Origin of the sequence: Pseudomonas capeferrum, from assembly GCF_013523055.1 — a bacterium.
In the GTDB taxonomy this organism is placed as follows: Bacteria; Pseudomonadota; Gammaproteobacteria; order Pseudomonadales; family Pseudomonadaceae; genus Aquipseudomonas; species Aquipseudomonas capeferrum_A.
This window is the reverse complement of sequence record NZ_JAAMQM010000001.1, coordinates 1-16,806: the sequence shown is the minus strand read 5'-3', so window position 1 is coordinate 16,806 and position 16,806 is coordinate 1. Positions and strand designations below refer to the sequence as shown.

The 16,806-nt window shown below is 61.2% G+C and carries 15 protein-coding genes and 1 pseudogene; 9 read left to right on the top strand and 7 right to left on the bottom strand.

From position 1 onward, the window contains the following. Window positions 1–6: 6 nt before the first annotated feature. The 5 genes from G7009_RS00080 to G7009_RS00060 form a co-directional block, all read right to left on the bottom strand. Entirely contained in the window at window positions 7–975 is a 969-nt protein-coding gene (locus tag G7009_RS00080) for a diacylglycerol/lipid kinase family protein (protein ID WP_181127947.1), read from the bottom strand. Window positions 976–1,003: 28 nt separating this feature from the next. After that, complete coding sequence (lptG, locus tag G7009_RS00075; protein WP_181127946.1) at window positions 1,004–2,083, bottom strand: LPS export ABC transporter permease LptG; 1,080 nt, start codon at window positions 2,081–2,083, stop codon at window positions 1,004–1,006. After that, the gene (lptF, locus tag G7009_RS00070; RefSeq protein WP_181127945.1) at window positions 2,080–3,153 is read right to left on the bottom strand and encodes an LPS export ABC transporter permease LptF; all 1,074 of its coding nucleotides are present in this window, start codon (window positions 3,151–3,153) and stop codon (window positions 2,080–2,082) included. The genes lptG and lptF overlap by 4 nt, the downstream gene beginning before the upstream one ends. A 64-nt stretch (window positions 3,154–3,217) precedes the next feature. Further along, the gene (locus G7009_RS00065) at window positions 3,218–4,048 is read right to left on the bottom strand and encodes a nucleotidyltransferase family protein (RefSeq protein ID WP_181127944.1); all 831 of its coding nucleotides are present in this window, start codon (window positions 4,046–4,048) and stop codon (window positions 3,218–3,220) included. After that, on the bottom strand, window positions 4,032–5,156 hold the full coding sequence (locus G7009_RS00060; RefSeq protein ID WP_181127943.1) for an N-acetyltransferase: 1,125 nt from the start codon (window positions 5,154–5,156) through the stop codon (window positions 4,032–4,034). Before G7009_RS00060 ends, G7009_RS00065 begins: the two co-directional genes overlap by 17 nt. 362 nt (window positions 5,157–5,518) lie before the next feature. On the opposite strand from G7009_RS00060, the gene G7009_RS00055 reads away from it, so the two are divergent. Genes G7009_RS00055 through cptA form a run of 8 tightly spaced genes read left to right on the top strand, consistent with a single transcriptional unit; the run spans window position 5,519 to window position 14,593 of the window. Next, window positions 5,519–7,255: a fatty acyl-AMP ligase gene (locus tag G7009_RS00055; RefSeq protein WP_445676827.1), complete on the top strand. Its 1,737-nt coding sequence runs from the start codon at window positions 5,519–5,521 to the stop codon at window positions 7,253–7,255. Beyond that, window positions 7,252–8,160, top strand: a complete 909-nt coding sequence (locus G7009_RS00050; protein ID WP_181127941.1) for an NAD-dependent epimerase/dehydratase family protein — start codon at window positions 7,252–7,254, stop codon at window positions 8,158–8,160. Before G7009_RS00055 ends, G7009_RS00050 begins: the two co-directional genes overlap by 4 nt. Window positions 8,161–8,191: 31 nt before the next feature. Continuing rightward, window positions 8,192–8,455 (top strand): acyl carrier protein, encoded by a 264-nt coding sequence (locus G7009_RS00045; RefSeq protein WP_181127940.1) that lies wholly within the window; start codon window positions 8,192–8,194, stop codon window positions 8,453–8,455. Beyond that, window positions 8,442–9,641: a serine palmitoyltransferase gene (gene spt, locus G7009_RS00040; RefSeq protein ID WP_181127939.1), complete on the top strand. Its 1,200-nt coding sequence runs from the start codon at window positions 8,442–8,444 to the stop codon at window positions 9,639–9,641. The genes G7009_RS00045 and spt overlap by 14 nt, the downstream gene beginning before the upstream one ends. Continuing rightward, complete coding sequence (locus G7009_RS00035) at window positions 9,638–11,377, top strand: ABC transporter ATP-binding protein (RefSeq protein ID WP_258197812.1); 1,740 nt, start codon at window positions 9,638–9,640, stop codon at window positions 11,375–11,377. The genes spt and G7009_RS00035 overlap by 4 nt, the downstream gene beginning before the upstream one ends. A 1-nt stretch (window position 11,378) precedes the next feature. Next, entirely contained in the window at window positions 11,379–12,113 is a 735-nt protein-coding gene (locus G7009_RS27550) for a nucleoside triphosphate hydrolase (protein ID WP_258197811.1), read from the top strand. Then, window positions 12,110–12,856: a hypothetical protein gene (locus tag G7009_RS00025; RefSeq protein WP_181127938.1), complete on the top strand. Its 747-nt coding sequence runs from the start codon at window positions 12,110–12,112 to the stop codon at window positions 12,854–12,856. Before G7009_RS27550 ends, G7009_RS00025 begins: the two co-directional genes overlap by 4 nt. A 30-nt stretch (window positions 12,857–12,886) precedes the next feature. Further along, window positions 12,887–14,593 (top strand): phosphoethanolamine transferase CptA, encoded by a 1,707-nt coding sequence (gene cptA / locus G7009_RS00020; RefSeq protein ID WP_181127937.1) that lies wholly within the window; start codon window positions 12,887–12,889, stop codon window positions 14,591–14,593. Window positions 14,594–14,596: 3 nt separating this feature from the next. Here the strand turns inward: cptA and G7009_RS00015 are convergent, their stop codons facing one another. Further along, the gene (locus G7009_RS00015; protein ID WP_181127936.1) at window positions 14,597–15,526 is read right to left on the bottom strand and encodes a LysR family transcriptional regulator; all 930 of its coding nucleotides are present in this window, start codon (window positions 15,524–15,526) and stop codon (window positions 14,597–14,599) included. 641 nt (window positions 15,527–16,167) lie between these two features. Between G7009_RS00015 and G7009_RS00010 the strand changes: the two genes are divergently transcribed. Further along, window positions 16,168–16,434, top strand: coding sequence for a hypothetical protein (locus G7009_RS00010; RefSeq protein WP_375139518.1), 267 nt, complete (start codon window positions 16,168–16,170; stop codon window positions 16,432–16,434). Window positions 16,435–16,721: 287 nt separating this feature from the next. Here G7009_RS00010 and G7009_RS00005 read toward each other — a convergent pair. Beyond that, window positions 16,722–16,806 (bottom strand): annotated as a pseudogene (locus tag G7009_RS00005) (exodeoxyribonuclease III); the annotation flags it as partial.

The following is a 16,806-nucleotide window of genomic DNA, read 5'->3' as shown; positions in this document are numbered from 1 at the left end:
TTTGCCTCACAGGGTAAGGAAGCACACGGGTGTGCTGGCCTTGAGTTCCACATTTCCGGTCACCTCGAATATCTCGCCGTCGAGCAGGTATTCGCTCAAGCGCTCGATACCAGCGGTGTGCACGTTGTGGCTCAGATAGCCTGGGTCCTCGCGCATGGCGGCGCTCGGTCGGCCGCGTAGCACGGCAGGCAACGCGCGACACAGCCGGGCAGGGGATTTGGAGATCGCGGTAAAGCGCATTGGCGCATGTTCTGTCCCCCAGAAGGGCGTGCTGCCCAGCAGCAGTCTGTCCAGCGTGGTGCCCATTACCAGCAACCACGGGGCTTCGCGCGTGGTGCGATCAACCGTGATGCTGGCGTCCACGGTCGGCAGCAGGCGTTGTGCATTGCGCGAAAACAGTGCAAGCAGCATGCGCACGAATGCAGTCAGCGGGCCCATTACACCCTTCAGGCCAGTTGGCCGGATCCGCTCGTGGAAGTAGCGGACCCCCGCGACGATAGAGCCTGCCCCAAAGAACATTCCGCATTGAACGCGCTGGTCGTTCGAGTTCAGGACTTGCAGCACCGCCGTCGGACGCAGGCGCGGTTCAGGGCCTTCAAGGTTCAGCCAGCGGGCCAGTGCCTTGATGATTTTGAACGGGCTGCCGCGCAGGCCGAGGGCGCTGGCGCTCATGTTGGTAGTGCCGGCAGGCACCACCAACACCCTGGGCACACCCATGCCTGGGGTGCGCAGCAGGCTCGTCAGCGCGGCCTGCAAGGTACCATCGCCGCCGACCACCACCAACAGATCAGTCTCTGTCAGCGCCCAGCTGGTGAGTGCCTCCTCAATCTCGACCGGGTTGTGGACGTGCGCGACGCGGGTGGCGGGAAGTCGGCAGACCAGCAGCCGAAAGCGCGCCAGATCACGACGTACCCGGCCGCTATGCGGGTTGAGCAATATGCCAATGCGCTGTGGGTGTCGGTGAAGAATTTTCATAGGGGCGGTTTCATGTTCATTGCCGATGTCAGGCACGCCGATCAAAGCGATAGACCAGCGCCAGGGCCACGCTAAGTATCATTAGCGGCGGCAATAACGAGGTTATTCCGGGGTCAAGTGTGAACAGCAAACCGAGGTTGACGATGATCTGGTTGCCCACGTAGGTCAGCAGCCCGACGATGGCGCCTACGGCCAGACGGCTGCCCAGTCCGGGGGACCGTTGCTGCACGAACGTGAAAGGAACCGCCAGCAGAATCATCGCCAGGGTCAGGATCGGTCGGCCGAACTTCTGCCAGAGCGCGATCCTGTACTGCTCGGCGGGCTGGTCGGTATCCTTGAGAAAAAGGATATAGCGACTCAACTGCTTGACTGAAAAGCTGTCGCTGGGCAGGGTGAGTTCCTTGAGGTAGATGCTGGAAAAGATGGACGCCCACTGCAGGGTGTTCAGGTTCTGCACCGTTTCCTCGCCATTGCTCCATTGCTTGAAGTTCACATGCTTGAGCATCCAGCTGCCTGCCTGGAGGACTGTGGCCTCGTCGGCGTGGATATAGCTGGCCAGCGAAAGGTCTTGGTTGTAGCGAAATATCTCGATGCCCTTGGGTCGGTTGTGCGCAGCCAGCGCGTCGATTCTGGCAACCTCGTTGCCGCGCCTGGCCCAAAGGGTGCCCCTGGCATTGGCCGCTTCATCAGAGCTGTTGATGGCCACGTCCCGCATCTGCAAGGCGCGCTGCTGAAGCGGGGATGCCACCCATTCATCCAGCGCCGCGAGGCTCACCGTGAGCATCGTACCGGCGGCGACGGCGACCAGGGCGATGTTGATGACCGACACACCGGCCGCGCGCATGGCGGTGAGCTCCTGGCTGATGGCCAGTTGCCCAAGCCCGACGATCCCGCCTAGCAAGGCAATGAAGGGCCCGAGGTCGATCAGGCGACGAGGCAGCGTCAGCAGCACCACCGCGACGGCTTGGGTCCAGCGGTAACCGCCAGCGCTCACATCATCGAGTTCGTTGATCAGGTCGAAGGTCGTGAACAGCGGTATCAACAGCGCTGCGGCGGCGAGGAAACCTACGAACACATTCTTGACCAGGTAGCGCTTCCAGATATTCATCGTGAGCGCTTCGGCAGCAGGCGCAGGTCACGGGCAATCAACCCACCCAAGCCAACTAGCATCAGCATCGGGACCAGCCACAAGCCTGGGGTCACGGGCAACACGCCATTAGCCACCAGCGTGCGGCACAGGTTGCCGCCGTAGAAGACCACCGTGAACAGCACCGCGATCGGCAGCAGGGTAGAAAAACGCCCCTTGCGCGGCGCCGTGCGACTGAGCGGCACCGCCAGCAAGCCCAGCAGGACGGCAATCAGCCCACGGCTTTCGCGCCATTGCAGTTCGGCCTTATTCTGCGGTAATGCCGAGACCGCCAGCGCTGCGCTTGGGGTGGACTTGCGTCTTGACTCAGCCGTTTGCTCGATGGGCTTGAGTCGCAGCATTAGCTGCTTGTAGGTCAGCACGGTGTCTTTGCTGCCATGGTGATCAAGCGTGTAGGTGCTGCCCTGCTGCAGCGTCAATGCCGGTGCAGCAGGATCAGGATCGGTAACGGTCGCCACTTTGGCGCGGAAGATACGGCTCTTGCCTTCACCTGGGTCAAAGATCAGCGCATCGGTGAGCCGGTTGGCGCCCTGGTCGATGCGCTGCGCCAGGATCATGCGGCCGTTGTCGTCGTTGAGGTTGAATCGTTGTGCCTGCAGGTGGCTGACATCCAGGTCGGATCGGGAGAGTTGCTCCAGCCGATAGGCTTGAGCATAGGCCCACGGGCGACCATAAAAAGACAACACTGTCACCGCCAGTGCCAGGGGCGTGGCGATGATCAAGACTGCACGGTAAATGCGCAGCGGGCTGACGCCCGAGGCCAGCAGCGCGGTGATTTCGGAATCGTTGTACAGCCTGCCCAGCGCGATCGCGACCGCAGCATAAAGCCCGACTGGCAGGAGCATTTCCAGCGCGATCAGGACTTTGTAGAAGACAATGTCCACTACCACGCTCAGGGCCAAAGTGCCGTTGGCTGCCTCGGTCAGGTAGCGCTCGGCCGAGTAGCTGGCGAACACGAAGGTCAGGAAGCCGACCATCATCGTCACTGGACGACGCACTTCTGCAATGATGTAGCGCTCAATCGTTAACATGTACCGCGAGCCTTCAATGCGGCGTGAGCCGTGCAGTGGGGGAGGGGTGGGCAGCGCCAGCGGATCAGGTGGCAGGCGCGGTGTGGTTCTCGGCCATCTCGCGCAGCGTGCGCTCCACCAGTGCGAAGTCGTTGGTCGAATCCACATCGACCGCAGCCTCTGGAAACGGCATGACCACGGCGCCAATTCTGATGCCCAAGGCCTTCGACAGCTGGGCCAGGGCATGGTCAAGCGACAGTTGGCCTAGCAGATACCGGGCTGTGGCCCATGTACCCAGCGCCCGCGCCACGACTTGCCGTGGGTGTTTGCGCGCTTGTTCCATGCCTTTCCAGTACTGCGCCACCTTGGCGCCTTCTGGTGTAAGGAAGGCGAACAGGTTGCTCCCGCAATAGGGCCCGCCCTTGAGCCGAATCGCCGTCCTGGCGGTTCCCGGGAATCGCTCGAGGACGGCCGCCAACGGTGTGACCGCAACGGTTACATCGCAATCGAGCCTGGCTGATTGCGTCAGGAAATAATCGACGATGTCAGCGCGCAGCAGTGCGTGGTCGGCGGTCGTCACCAGCACCGGCCAGCGCGTGCGCCGGGCAAGCGCCCGGCTGACGCTCGCCGCAGGCGTCGCCAAGGGGGGCAGAAAGCCGGCCCGCCCGGTGCTGACCAGCGAGCGGAAATGAGCATCCTTTTCCAGAAGCGCAGATGACGGTCCTACCAAAGTGATCTGGTCAACCAGCGCGCTATCGGTCAACGCGCCCAGCACGCGGTGTAACATCGGTACGCCTGCGATCGGCGTCAGTGCCTTGCAGCCCGCTGCGCCCAGTGCTGCGATGGGGTCGTTGCCGTGGCGATCGGCGCCCAGCACTATCGCGTCGAAGCGCCGCCGCTCAGATGGATTTTTCATACAGGCGGTACCGCTTGTAGGGATCGGCACCGATGCGTTGCAGGATGGTCTGCATACCGGAGTTGGATTCAAGGATCCAGGACATTTCCAGTGCCACGATATCGCGTGCCTGGAAAGGCGCCTTCAATGCTTCGATAAGCAGCAACGCGATTATCGGCCCCAAACGGCTGAACTGGAGCTCTTGACGCACACCCATCAAGGGCACGCGTGCGGTCCGCACGCCACTGACTTTCAGGCGCCACAGCAACTTGGCCCAGCCCAGGGGCAGCAAGCGCCCACCCAGATCGGCCATCGCTTCGTTGATATTAGGCAACGCAACAATGAAGGCGCACGGCTGGCCGTCGAACTCGGCAATGTAGATCATGTCGTCGGGCACCAGGAATTTCAGTTGCGCGCCCATCTCATCGAACTCGCGCTCGGTGAACGGTACGTACCCCCAATTGTTCTGCCAGGCGTCGTTGAACACCTCGCGCAGCACCTGCATCTCTTGCGCGAAGCGCGTGCGATCCAGTTGCCGGATGCGTACGCGGCTGCGCATGCGGTCCATCATGGAGGCAAGGGCAGGGGTGAAGTTCAGATCGTCCCGGCGCATCCAGTACGCCAGCAGGTCCATCCCCTTGCTATAACCTTGCTGTTCCAGGCGTTGCGCGTAGTAGGGCTTGCCATGGTTCATCAACGCCGACGGCGGGGTGTCGAAGCCATCGACCAGCAAGCCGCTTTCCTGATTGATGTTCAGCCCGAAGGGGCCGGTAATGATGCGCGTCCCTTGCTGCTTCAGCCAGGTCTCGGCGGTGTGCGTCAACGCGCGAAAAACCTCTTCATCGTCGATCGCATCGAGCATGCCGAAATGGCCGGTATCTGAACCGTGCAACTCACGATGCAGCGAATCAACCTGGGCGGTGATACGACCCACCACGGTGTCCCCCCGCCGTGCAACCCACGCCTGCCAGCGGATGTGGTCCGAGGCAGGGTTCTTCGCGGAGAGATGCTCCAGGCGCTCGATGTGCAGAGGTTCAATCCAGTTAGGGTCCCCGGCATATAAGTGGGAGGGCAATGAGATGAAGTCTTTCAGTCCAGCCTTATCGCTGACCTGTTCTATGAAAATCATGACTGACCTAAACTCGAAAAGCTGGGGGATTTCAGAACGCACGGCGGTTGCAACAATACGGTGGCGTAAATGAAACCGTTATTTTCGGAGTTTGTACATCCCCCGCGCCATCGCCATTTCAGATGCCCGGTATCTTATAAATGAATAATTATCCAGGAACGGGCAGCTGTTAATCTTCGCGCCGTATCGAGTTCAAGCGAAACGCCAGCGCCGCGTCTGCTGCAATCGTTTGCCGGCTGCGGAGGCGTTCCGCGGTTTCATCTCTATCGCCGCCTGATAACCGCATCTGCCGAATAACCTCTGCCGATGGGGCTGCTGCGTTTGCGATAGGCAGAAGGTTCAACTTTATGGCTGTGCTGTATATGTCAGAAACAAGCTCACTAAGTTCCATTCGCATGCGGCATGCCGACTTCAGTAGTCTGGTCGACGCATTGGATTATGCTGCCACCGGCAAGGCGGGGATGAACTTCTATGATCGGCGCAGTCAGCTGGTTAGTTCATTCGAGTATCGTATGCTGAAAAGGCGCGCGCTCATGATCGCCCGTCGCCTGCTCGGTCTGGGGCTGGTCAAAGGCGACCGTGTGGCGCTGATTGCCGACACCTGCGCGACGTTCGTCGAAGTGTTCTTTGCCTGCCAGTATGCCGGGCTGATTCCGGTACCTCTGCCGATTCCGATGGGGTTGGGCCAGCACGCTTCCTATGTGGAAAAGCTGCGGGGCCTATTGACCAGCTGCAGCCCCGGTGCCGTCTGCGGTAACGAGCAATGGCTGCCATTGGTCCATGAGGCCGCCGTCCTGTTGCCGCCGATGCCCATCCTGAGCGGCGCCGACATCGATGCCTTGCCCGAGGCAGACGTGGAGCTGCGTCGTCCGTCTGCCGATGACATTGCCTACCTTCAGTACACCTCGGGCAGTACGCGCTTTCCTCGTGGGGTGGTCATCACACAGCGCGCGGTGATGGCCAATTTGCAGGTCATCAGTCGCGACGGCATCAAGCTGCGCGAAGGTGATCGCTGTATTTCCTGGTTGCCTTTCTATCACGACATGGGCCTGGTGGGCTTTGTGCTGACGCCGGTGGCCACGCAGTTGTCGGTCGACTACCTGCGCACCCAAGACTTCGCCATGCGCCCTTTGCAGTGGTTGAAACTGATCAGCCGCAACCGCGGCACCGTTTCAGTGGCGCCTCCGTTCGGCTACAACCTGTGCCTGCGCCGTTGCAGTGACAAGGATCTGGCCGAACTTGACCTGTCCAGCTGGCGTGTCGCCGGTGTTGGCGCAGAGCCGGTGCCGTTCGGTGCGCTGACGCAATTCGCCGAGCGTTTCGCGGCGGCCAACTTCAAGCCTGGCACCTTCATGCCCTGCTACGGTCTGGCCGAGAACACCTTGGCAGTCAGCTTCGCAGATGCAGTCAAGGGATTGCAGGCTGACAAAGTCGACCGTGAGGTACTCGAACAGAGTGGCAAAGCCATCCCGCCTACGGCGCGCACCCGTGCGGTAAGCACGTTCGTCAATTGTGGCCGGGCGTTGCCTGGCCACAAAATCGAAATCCGCAATGCCCACGGCAGCGTATTGGCTGAAAGGGAAGTGGGGCAGATATTCATTGCCGGCCCAAGTCTGATGAGCGGCTACTTCCGCGACCCGGAATCACAGGCCCAGTTGCAAGCCAAGCAGTGGCTGGACACCGGCGACCTGGGTTACCTGCTCGACGGCAACCTGTATGTGACCGGCCGCACGAAAGACCTGATCATCATCCGGGGCCGCAACATCTGGCCCCAGGACATCGAGCATGTGGCCGAAGGCGAGCCGGACGTTCGCCCTGGCGATGCGATTGCATTCGTGACGGCGCAGGGCGACGAAGCCGTGGTGGTCATGCAGATCCAGTGCCGCATAAGCTCGCAGGCATCGCGCGAGCTCATGGTCCGCTCACTGTCGGGACGTATCCAGAGCGAGTTCGGGGTCAGCGTCGACATCCAGTTGGTGCCGCCGCAGAGCATTCCGCGAACGTCGTCCGGCAAGCCTGCGCGAGCTGAGGCAAAGCGGCGCTACCTGAGCGTGCTCGATAACATCTTGTTGCAGCCGACAGTAGCCATCGCCGGATGAGCAGGACAGTGGCGATAACCGGGGCGAGTGGCTTCATCGGCCAGCACATCATTGCCGCCCTGCTGGGTCGAGGCGTCACGGTGAGAGCGCTGACACGCCGCCCTGTAGAGGGTCTCGATAGCGTGACGTGGGTGGAGGGATCGTTGGAAGACGAGCAGTCTCTGGCCATGCTTGTGCGCGGTGCGGCGGCGGTTATTCACTGCGCTGGCCAGGTACGAGGGCGCAGCCGAGCGGTTTTCCAGGCGTGCAACGTCGATGGCACGCTGCGATTGGTGCGCGCGGCCAAGGCGGCGGGCAGCGAGCGATTCCTGTTGTTCTCTTCGCTGGCCGCCCGGCACCCCGAGTTGTCCTGGTACGCCGAATCGAAGTTCGCGGCAGAGCACGCCGCGATCGAGGTAGCCGGCGACATGCGGCTTAGTGTCTTCCGCCCCACGGCCGTATACGGGCCAGGCGATCGCGAACTGCAGCCGTTATTCGCCAGCCTGTTGCGTGGCTGGTTGCCCCGGCTGGGCCGGGCGGATGCGCAACTGTCTTTCCTGCACGTACATGACCTCGCCCAAGCAACCCTGCGCTGGCTGGAGGTGGATGCCATCCATGCCGCGCGCTATGAACTCAACGACGGCGCCCGCACGGGTTATGGCTGGCAGCGACTGGCGGCCATCGGTGCAGCGACGCGAGGCGCGCCCGTGCGCGTGATCAGTGTGTCCGCGCCACTGCTGAGGCTGCTTTCACAGCTGAATCTGGCCTGGCATCGCCTGGCGGGCGGCGAACCGATGTTGACGCCCAGCAAGGTCAATGAGCTTGTCCATCCCGACTGGTCGTCCAGCAATCGCAAGATCTCGCAGGACTTGGGCTGGAGCCCGGGAATCGTCCTTGAGCGGGCGCTGAGTGAGCGATTGTTTTGATCCCATTTCATAAAGACATCAGGCCACTTTTATGTTGAAACGCGACGTTGTCATCGACTACATCCTGGAATGCCTGCGTGGCTTGACCGCCGAAAATCAGCGGCCGGTCGGCCCGCAGAGCAACCTGATCGAAGATCTGGGTCTCGAATCGATCAAGATCATGGACCTGCTGATGATGCTCGAAGACCAGTTCGACCTGTCCATCCCCATCAATATCCTGATCGACGTCAGCACGCCGGCCGAGCTCGCCGATGCGTTGATGAGTCATCTGGAGGGCCATCATGGGGCTGTATGACGGATTTTCCCGCCTGGCCGATGAGCGCGAGGCGTTTCAGACGGCCGGATTGAACCCGTTTGGCACCTGCATCGACCGTATCCATTCAGCGACCGAGGGTTATATCGGCGAGCAACGGGTCATCCTGGCTGGCACCAACAACTACCTGGGACTGACTTTCAACGCCGATGCGATTGCTGCGGCGCAGGCGGCCTTGGCCGAGCAGGGGACTGGCACCACCGGTTCGCGAATGGCCAACGGCAGCTACGGCGCGCATGTGGCACTGGAGCAAGAGCTTGCCGAATTTTTTGGGCGTGCTTCGGCCATTGTCTTTTCCACCGGCTATGTGGCGAACCTGGGCATCATCAGTGCATTGGCCAACCCCAAGGCGGTCGTGTTGCTCGATGCCGATTGCCACGCCAGCATCTACGATGCCTGCGCGTTGGGCGGTGCCCAGATCATCCGCTTCCGTCACAACGATGCCCTGGACCTGGAGCGGCGGATGCTGCGCCTGGGCGAGCGCGCCAAGGATGCGCTGATCATCGTCGAGGGTATCTACAGCATGCTCGGCGATGTCGCGCCGCTGCAAGAGATCGTCGATATCAAGCGGCGTCTGGGCGGTTACCTGCTGGTGGACGAAGCGCACTCGTTTGGCGTTCTGGGTGAGACCGGACGGGGCTTGGCCCAGGCGCTGGGTGTCGAGTCGGATGTCGATATCATCCTGGGGACGTTCAGCAAAAGTCTGGCCTCCATCGGAGGCTTCGCGGTAGGCAATGACCGCAGCATGGAAGTGCTGCGCTATGCCAGCCGCCCCTACATCTTCACTGCATCGCCGTCGCCTTCAGCCATCGCGTCGGTGCGCTCGGCCTTGCGGACCATCGGCCAGCATCCAGAACTGCGTGATCAACTCTGGCAAAACGCCTATCGGCTCTATAACGGGCTGGCCTTGCTCGGTTATCGGGTCGGGTCGCACGTAAGCCCGGTGATACCGGTGATGATCGGCACCAAGGAGCAGGGCATGCTTTTCTGGCGGGCGCTGATCGAGGAAGGGGTGTATGTGAACCTGGTACTGCCGCCTGCCGCGCCATCAGGCATCACGCTGGTGCGCTGCAGCGTCAGTGCAGCCCATTCGGAGCAGGAGATCGTTGCCATAGTGCGGGCCTTCGCCGCGCTGCGCGACAGGATCACCCTGGAGCCGATGGCATGAGAATTATCCTGGCATTCGGCAAGTCGTACCCGGCTCGCACGATATTGATGCTGCTCAGCCTGGTGATCGCAGGCGTGGTGGAAGGCATCAGCTTGACCACCATGCTGCCGCTGGTTTCGGTGATGCTCGGCGACAGCGGCCACTCAGGTGCGGTCGTCGACCAAGTGGCCAGCGTGTTACACAGCGTCGGGTTGGAACCAAGCATCACGGTACTGCTGATCATCATTGTCGCTGGCATGTCGCTGACGAGCCTGTTGATCCTGCTCGCCAACCGCCAGGTCGGTTACACAGTGGCCCACGTGGCGACCGACCTGCGTATCGACCTGATCAACGCTACTCTGGGCAGCCGCTGGGAACACTATCTGCGCCAGCCGGGCGGAGCCCTGGCAAACGCGGTGGCCACCGAAGCCTTCCGGGCTTCGACTGCCTACGAGCACGCTGCCAACATGGTTGCCCTGACCATCCAGGCCATTGCCTACGCGATCATCGCGTTCGTGGTCTCCTGGCAGGCTGCACTGGTGTGCATCGCCCTAGGCATGGCCATTCTCCTGGCCCTGCGCGGCTTGGTGAAAACCTCGCGCAAGGCTGGCAAAAGCCAGACCGGGCTGATGCGCGAATTGCTGATCAACCTGAGCGACACGCTGGGTTCGGTAAAGCCGCTGAAGGCCATGGCCCGCGAAGACATCGCCGATTCGCTGTTGCGCAGCCAGGCGACTGAGCTCAACGCGGCAATGGAGAAAGAGGTTACCAGCCGGGAGACGCTCCGCGCGCTTCAGGAGCCCCTGTTGGCATTGCTGGCCGCGGGAGGGCTGTACGCTGGCCTGGTGATCTGGAAGCTGCCCATGTCGTCGGTGATGGTGCTGATCTTCATGGTGGTCCGGGTTCTGGGTCTCATGCACAAGGCGCAGCAGCGCTACCATCGCATGGCTGCGCAGGAAAGCGCGTTCTGGGCGCTGCGCGAGGCGGTCGAGGCTGCCAAGGCACAGCGTGAGCCACAAGGTGGCAGCCACCAGCCAACGCTGGCCAGACAGATCATCTTCGATCAGGTTTCGTTCACCTACGGCGGTCGACGCATTCTCGATGAAGCCAGTGTGGCCTTCGAGGTGGGAGCGATGACGACCCTCGTCGGCCCGTCCGGTACCGGCAAGACGACCGTACTCGATCTGATCTGCGCAATGCTGGTGGCGCAGGAAGGCCGTATCAGCGTGGATGGCGTGGCGTTGGCCGATCTGCAACGGCGCAGCTGGCGTCGGATGATCGGCTATGTGACTCAGGAAACGTTGCTGCTGCACGACAGCGTATTGGCGAACGTCACGCTGGGCGAGCCGTCCCTTACAGAAGCCGATGCCGAACATGCCCTGCGCCAGGCCGGTGCCTGGGAATTCGTCCAGGCTCTGGAACAGGGTATGCATACCAGAGTGGGTGAGCGCGGAGGGCAGCTGTCCGGTGGTCAACGCCAGCGCATCGTCATCGCCCGGGCTCTTGCCCATCGCCCCAGCCTGCTGATCCTGGATGAGGCGACCAGCGCCCTGGATGCGGAATCCGAAGCCGACATCTGCCGCACGCTCAAGGCACTGACTCCGCAGATCACCATCATCGCCGTCTCGCACCGCCCGCGTTTGATCGAAGTGGCAGATCAGGTGTTCGAGCTGGTCAACGGCAAATTCAACACCGTGAAGCGCGAGCACCTCGATGCATCGCACCCGGTGCGCATGCATTCCACAACAAGGCGCTGAGATGAAGACCCTACAGTCAATTGATCTGGGGCCCGTCATCGCCTTCGTGGGATGCGATGGCGCAGGCAAGACAACTGTGTCCGAGGCCATCCAGGCCTGGATGCGCGAGTCACGGGAGACCGAAAGCTGTCACCTGGGCATCCAGTCCAAGGCGCTCGGCGAGAAGCTGGTGAGCCTGCCCCTGGTGGGTGGCTTGCTCAAGCGCCTGATCGCGAGCAACACGCCTGAGAAAGTCCCGCAGGCCGAGGCCGCCAGCCGCCCGGTCGAGGCGCCCACAACCCTGGCGGCGCTGGCGATGTTCATTCTGTCGATCAGGCGCTTGCGGCGGTATCAGAGGATGATGACGCTCCGGCGCAAGGGCGTGGCCATCATTGCCGATCGTTTTCCGCAAATCGCCGTACCAGGGATGAAAATCGATGGCCCAGGCCTGAGCCACGTACCCCATCGCAATGTGCTGGTGCGTTGCCTGGCACGTTGCGAACGCCTTCTGTACTGCTACATGGTGAGCTACCGCCCAGACGTGGTTATTCGGCTGAACGTGGATCTGGAAACGGCATACAAGCGCAAGCCTGATCACCGGTACGCCTCGCTGGCAAGCAAGATCGCCTTGGTGCCTGAGCTTGAGTATCAAGGCAGTCCCATCGTCGATCTGGACAGCACCCAGCCGTTGGCCGAGGTCATCGCCCAGGCCAAGCGCGAAATCAGCTTGCGCCTCGCCCAGAGGCAAACGGCGTGACGCCCCGCGACCGCGCCCCGGCTCGCCTGGCGCCGCTGGTAGCCATCGTCGGGCCGGATGGCGCCGGCAAGACCACCACGGCGCATTACCTGTGTTCGGTCATTGCCAACAGCCAGTATGCCTACCTGGGGCTAGGCTCCGGTGCGTTGGGAGCGAAGATAAGGCAGCTACCCCTGCTTGGGCCGATCATGGAGCGGCATCTGTCGGCCAAAGCGCGTCGAGCGCGTACGCCGGGTGAGCGCATTCCAGGCCCGGTCACGGCTTTGGTCATCTATCTCTTCAGCAGGGGGCGCCGAAGTCGCTTCCTGCGCATGTTGCAGGCTCGCGAGGGGGGGCAGATGGTGATCTGTGACCGCTATCCGCAAGTGCAGTTTGCCGGGATAAACGATGGTCCGGGGTTATCGGCGGCAACCGCTAGAGGATGGTTGACCACCTGGTTAGCTCGGTTGGAGCGGGACCTGTACACCGAAATGTCTCTCTTTGCGCCCACTCTCGTCATTCGTCTCAACGTGGACGCCCAGACGGCCTGGTCGCGCAAACCCGATCATGATCTGGCCCTGATTGAAAGGAAGGTGGCCACCATTGCATCGCTTACGTTCTCCGGCACCCGGGTGGTCGAGGTCGACGCCAGGCTGCCGCAGGCCGAGGTGCATGCCATTTGCCGACGTCTTATCGAGCGGCTCGTAAGCCAGGATCCGAGACATACCTCAACTCTGAAGTCGCAGGTCGCACACGTTGGTTAAGTCAATGTCCAGTTCAGACGTACACGCATCATGAGCACACCGGCTCCTCCCGTTCAGCGCCGCTCCAGCGTTCGCTCGTTAGCCTGGATGTACCTGTTTTTCTGGTACTTTTCCGGCCCTTTGCAGATATTGATCTTCCACGCAGGTGTCGCCAGTCTCAAGGGCTTCTGGCATGCCAGCGCCGCGAGCCTGCTGTGGCTGATTCCGCCGTTGCTGTTCCCGCGCTGGACGCGGCCCATCGCCGGGATCACCGGCCTTGTGCTATGGATGTGCTCGCTGACCGCGCTGGCGTATTTCCTGATCTACGGGCAGGAATTTTCGCAAAGCGCCATCTTCATCATGTTCGAGTCAAACGTGAGCGAGTCGAGCGAGTACCTTTCGCAATACTTCTCGTGGTCCAAGCTCGCTGCACTGATTGCCTACAGCCTGGTTGCGTTCGGCCTGTGGCTCAAGGTGCGGCCTGCGCCGTTCCCCGGACGTGCCAAGGGCGCTCTTTGTCTGCTGATCGCCTTCGCCTCGGTGGGTTACTCGGGCATCCATGAGTATCGCAAGCGCGGCGACCTGGACATGCGGATTGGCAAGTTCCAACAAAAGCTGCAATCGGCGGCGCCCTGGCAGCTGGTCATCGGCTACGCGCAGTACCGCCAGCAACTCAGCGACATGGCGAGCATGTTCGATAACTGGGCAGTGATCGCGCCTCTGCAAAACCTGCTTGACACCCATGCTGGCCAGCCGGCGACGCTGGTGCTGGTGATCGGCGAATCGACTGACCGACAGCGCATGAGCCTCTACGGTTATCCTCGTCAGACCACACCTGAGCTCGACGCTTTGCGCCCAGAACTGGATGTCTTCGACAAGGTGGTGTCGCCACGGCCCTATACCATCGAGGTGCTGCAGCAAGTCCTGACCTTCGCCGACCAGGAAAACCCAGAGCTGTATCTGACCACGCCCTCTTTGATCAGCGTGATGAAGCAGGCGGGCTACAAGACTTACTGGATCACCAACCAGCAGACCATGACCCAGCGCAACACGATGCTGACCACGTTTTCAAAACAGGCGGACGAGCAGGTCTACCTCAATAACAACAGGGATCAGAACTCCACCAGTCAATACGATGAAGATGTGCTGGAGCCATTTGGCCAGATACTCAACGACAAGGCACCGCGCAAGCTGATCGTCGTGCATCTGCTGGGCACGCATATGGATTACCGCTATCGGTTTCCCGAGCAGTATGCACGCTTCCAGGACAGCACCCTGGTACCCGACTATGTCGTGGGCAAGAAGCTGCGAAAGTACAACGACTATGACAATGCGGTGCTTTACAACGATCACGTGGTGAGTTCGTTGATCAGCCGCTTCAAGCACTCCGACCCACATGGCTTCCTGCTCTACTTGTCTGACCACGGCGAATCGGTCTATGACCCGACGGCGCCGCACATGCTGGGGCGTAGCGAAGCAGCACCCTCGCGGCCAATGTACAGGGTTCCTTTTCTGCTATGGCGCTCGCCCAGTTGGAAGGAGGGAAGCCCCCTTGACCTTCAAGGCGCTTTGCACCGGGAGTACACCACGTCGCACTTCATGCATACCTGGGCAGACTTGGCGGGGCTGCGCTTCGATACCTTCCAACCGTGGAAGAGCCTCGTCAATCCAGAGTACCGACGCGGCAAGCTGTTGATAGGTGATCCACATCAGTCCGCTAAACTGCGTGACTTCAACACGTTGGGCAGTGCGCCTTGAAGCTCACACCAAAGGGTCGGGAGCGGGATTCAGGTTGCCCATATGCTGTTCCAGCCGGTTGCGCAACCAGCGCTCGGCCGGGTCATTGTCGGTCAGGCTCAACCACACCATCGATAACTCATGGACCGGGACCTCGAACGGGCAGGGCTCGTCACGCAGGTCACCCCAGTCCAGCAGCGCTTTTGCCGCATAGTCGGGGCAGCTTGCAAGCAGATTGGTGCCCTTCAGCGCCGCCGGCAGGGAGCTGAATTGCGGTATGGACAGCACGACCTTGCGCTCGCGCCCAATTTTCGCCAGGCATTTATCGACAATCCCGTGGACGTTTGCCGTGTGGGAAACTTGAACATGTGGCCGCGAACAGAACTCATCCAAGGTCAGTGGTGCGGGAGATTGGTCTGCACGCAAGATGCGCGCTTCGATGCGTCGCAGCAGCTTGCGCTTGGCATTGGCGGGCAGTTCACGTGTCTGGGTAATCCCCACGGTGATCTCTCCAGAGGCCAGCAAGTCAGGAATTCTCCAGTAGTCTACATGCTGAATGATCACGACTACATTGGGCGCCTCATCCCGCAGGGCTTGCAGAAAAGGCGGCAGCAGCCCGAATTCTACGTCGTCGGAAAGCCCGATTTTGAAGGTCAGCTGGCTTTCCTGCGGATCGAACCCATGGGTAAAGCTCAGCGCCGTGGCCATCGCATCCAAGGCAGGCGACAAGTGCCGGATAATCTCCTCGGCGCGGCGTGTGGGCTCCATTCGGTGGCCGATCCGGACAAACAATGGGTCGTTGAATAAAGTGCGCAGTCGTCCCAGCGCAGTACTCACCGTGGGTTGGCCAAGGTGCAGCTTTTCAGCGACCCGGGTCACGTTCTGCTCCTGCATGAGCGCTTCGAATATGACCATCAGATTGATGTCGGATTTTCGTAATTCGTTTCGGTTCATGAAGGCCTTGTGAATATCCACTGCGACGTGCTGGACAAGAGTGCGGGGTGGCTAACGGAGTGTCGTCGGCAGGTCGACCGCATCATGTGCGGCTGGGCACAGAGTACTGTAAACGCGGCCATGCGCGTCCGGAAAGGGGAGGCGCGGAACTTAGCACGGTCGTATTCGATGACGCCATCGCGACCCGTGAAATACTCAGTTACATTTTCCGCAACAGTGACATCGCAGGCTAGCAGGCTGTCAAATCCGTCTCTGGCGATATCAAATTGCCGGCCATAAGGGGCCGTAGCGAAAGGACCTCGCCGGCTCGTCCGCCAGAGCGGTGCTGGCCATTTCGTGTAGCGCTCCGATGCCCCCTCCCGCCGCGGGGTTTCTGCCAGAGGGAGGAGCGACAGACCGCTATCTATACGTCCTGCTGCTAGCCCGTGAGTGCGCTTAGGTAGGTCAGGCCAGACCCCGTCAGTACCGCGAGACCCGAGCCAGCTCACCGAACTCGAATGGCTTGTGTACCGGCACCCTGCGCTGGGTGAAGGCTGGTGCATGGAGAAAGACGGAGAACGTCATGTCGTCAAGCGCCGCGGACGGTTGAGCAGCGATATCTGGAATTGCTGCTGGAGGCTTGCCTGGCGGGCCAAGGGGTCATGCCGTGCCCCTACTGGAGCGTGTTGCCCTACCTGAACAAGGGATGGCTGCAGGTGGTTCTGGGCGATTACCATTTTGACCAGCGCGCGCTGGGGTCGCGGTTGCTGACGGTTTACCCCAGCACCCGGCGAGCGACCAGAAAGATCAATGCCTTCATCGAACATCTGCGCAATTACTTGCAACTGGCCCATGCAGGCCTCAGTGCGCCACGCACGCACGCTCAAGCAAATGATGCACAGCCTGCGGACAACGGAACTGGTAACTGAGCTCGGGCGTGATCACGGGACTTCTGTTCGTCCAGCGCAATGGCGCTGAAGCGTGCCAACATCCGCTGCACCACGATCCCGCTAACCGGGGGCTCCGCCGACTATGGGCTAAAGCCCTCCGTACGGCGCTCCAGCTTCGCCAGAGGGGCTGCGCCCGGCCCCCTCCATGACACCTCCGTTCGGCCTGCTGGAATGGGGCGGTAGATCAAAAGCAAAAGCCAAGGCAACGGCAAAGATCGCCAGCAGATCAACGGCAACGGCAGATCAAAAGAAGATCAAGAGCTGGTTCATTCCAGCTCCATCCAGATCGGAGCATGATCCGAAGGCTTCTCCATCCCCCTAAGATCATAATCAACCCCCGCCCCCTTGACC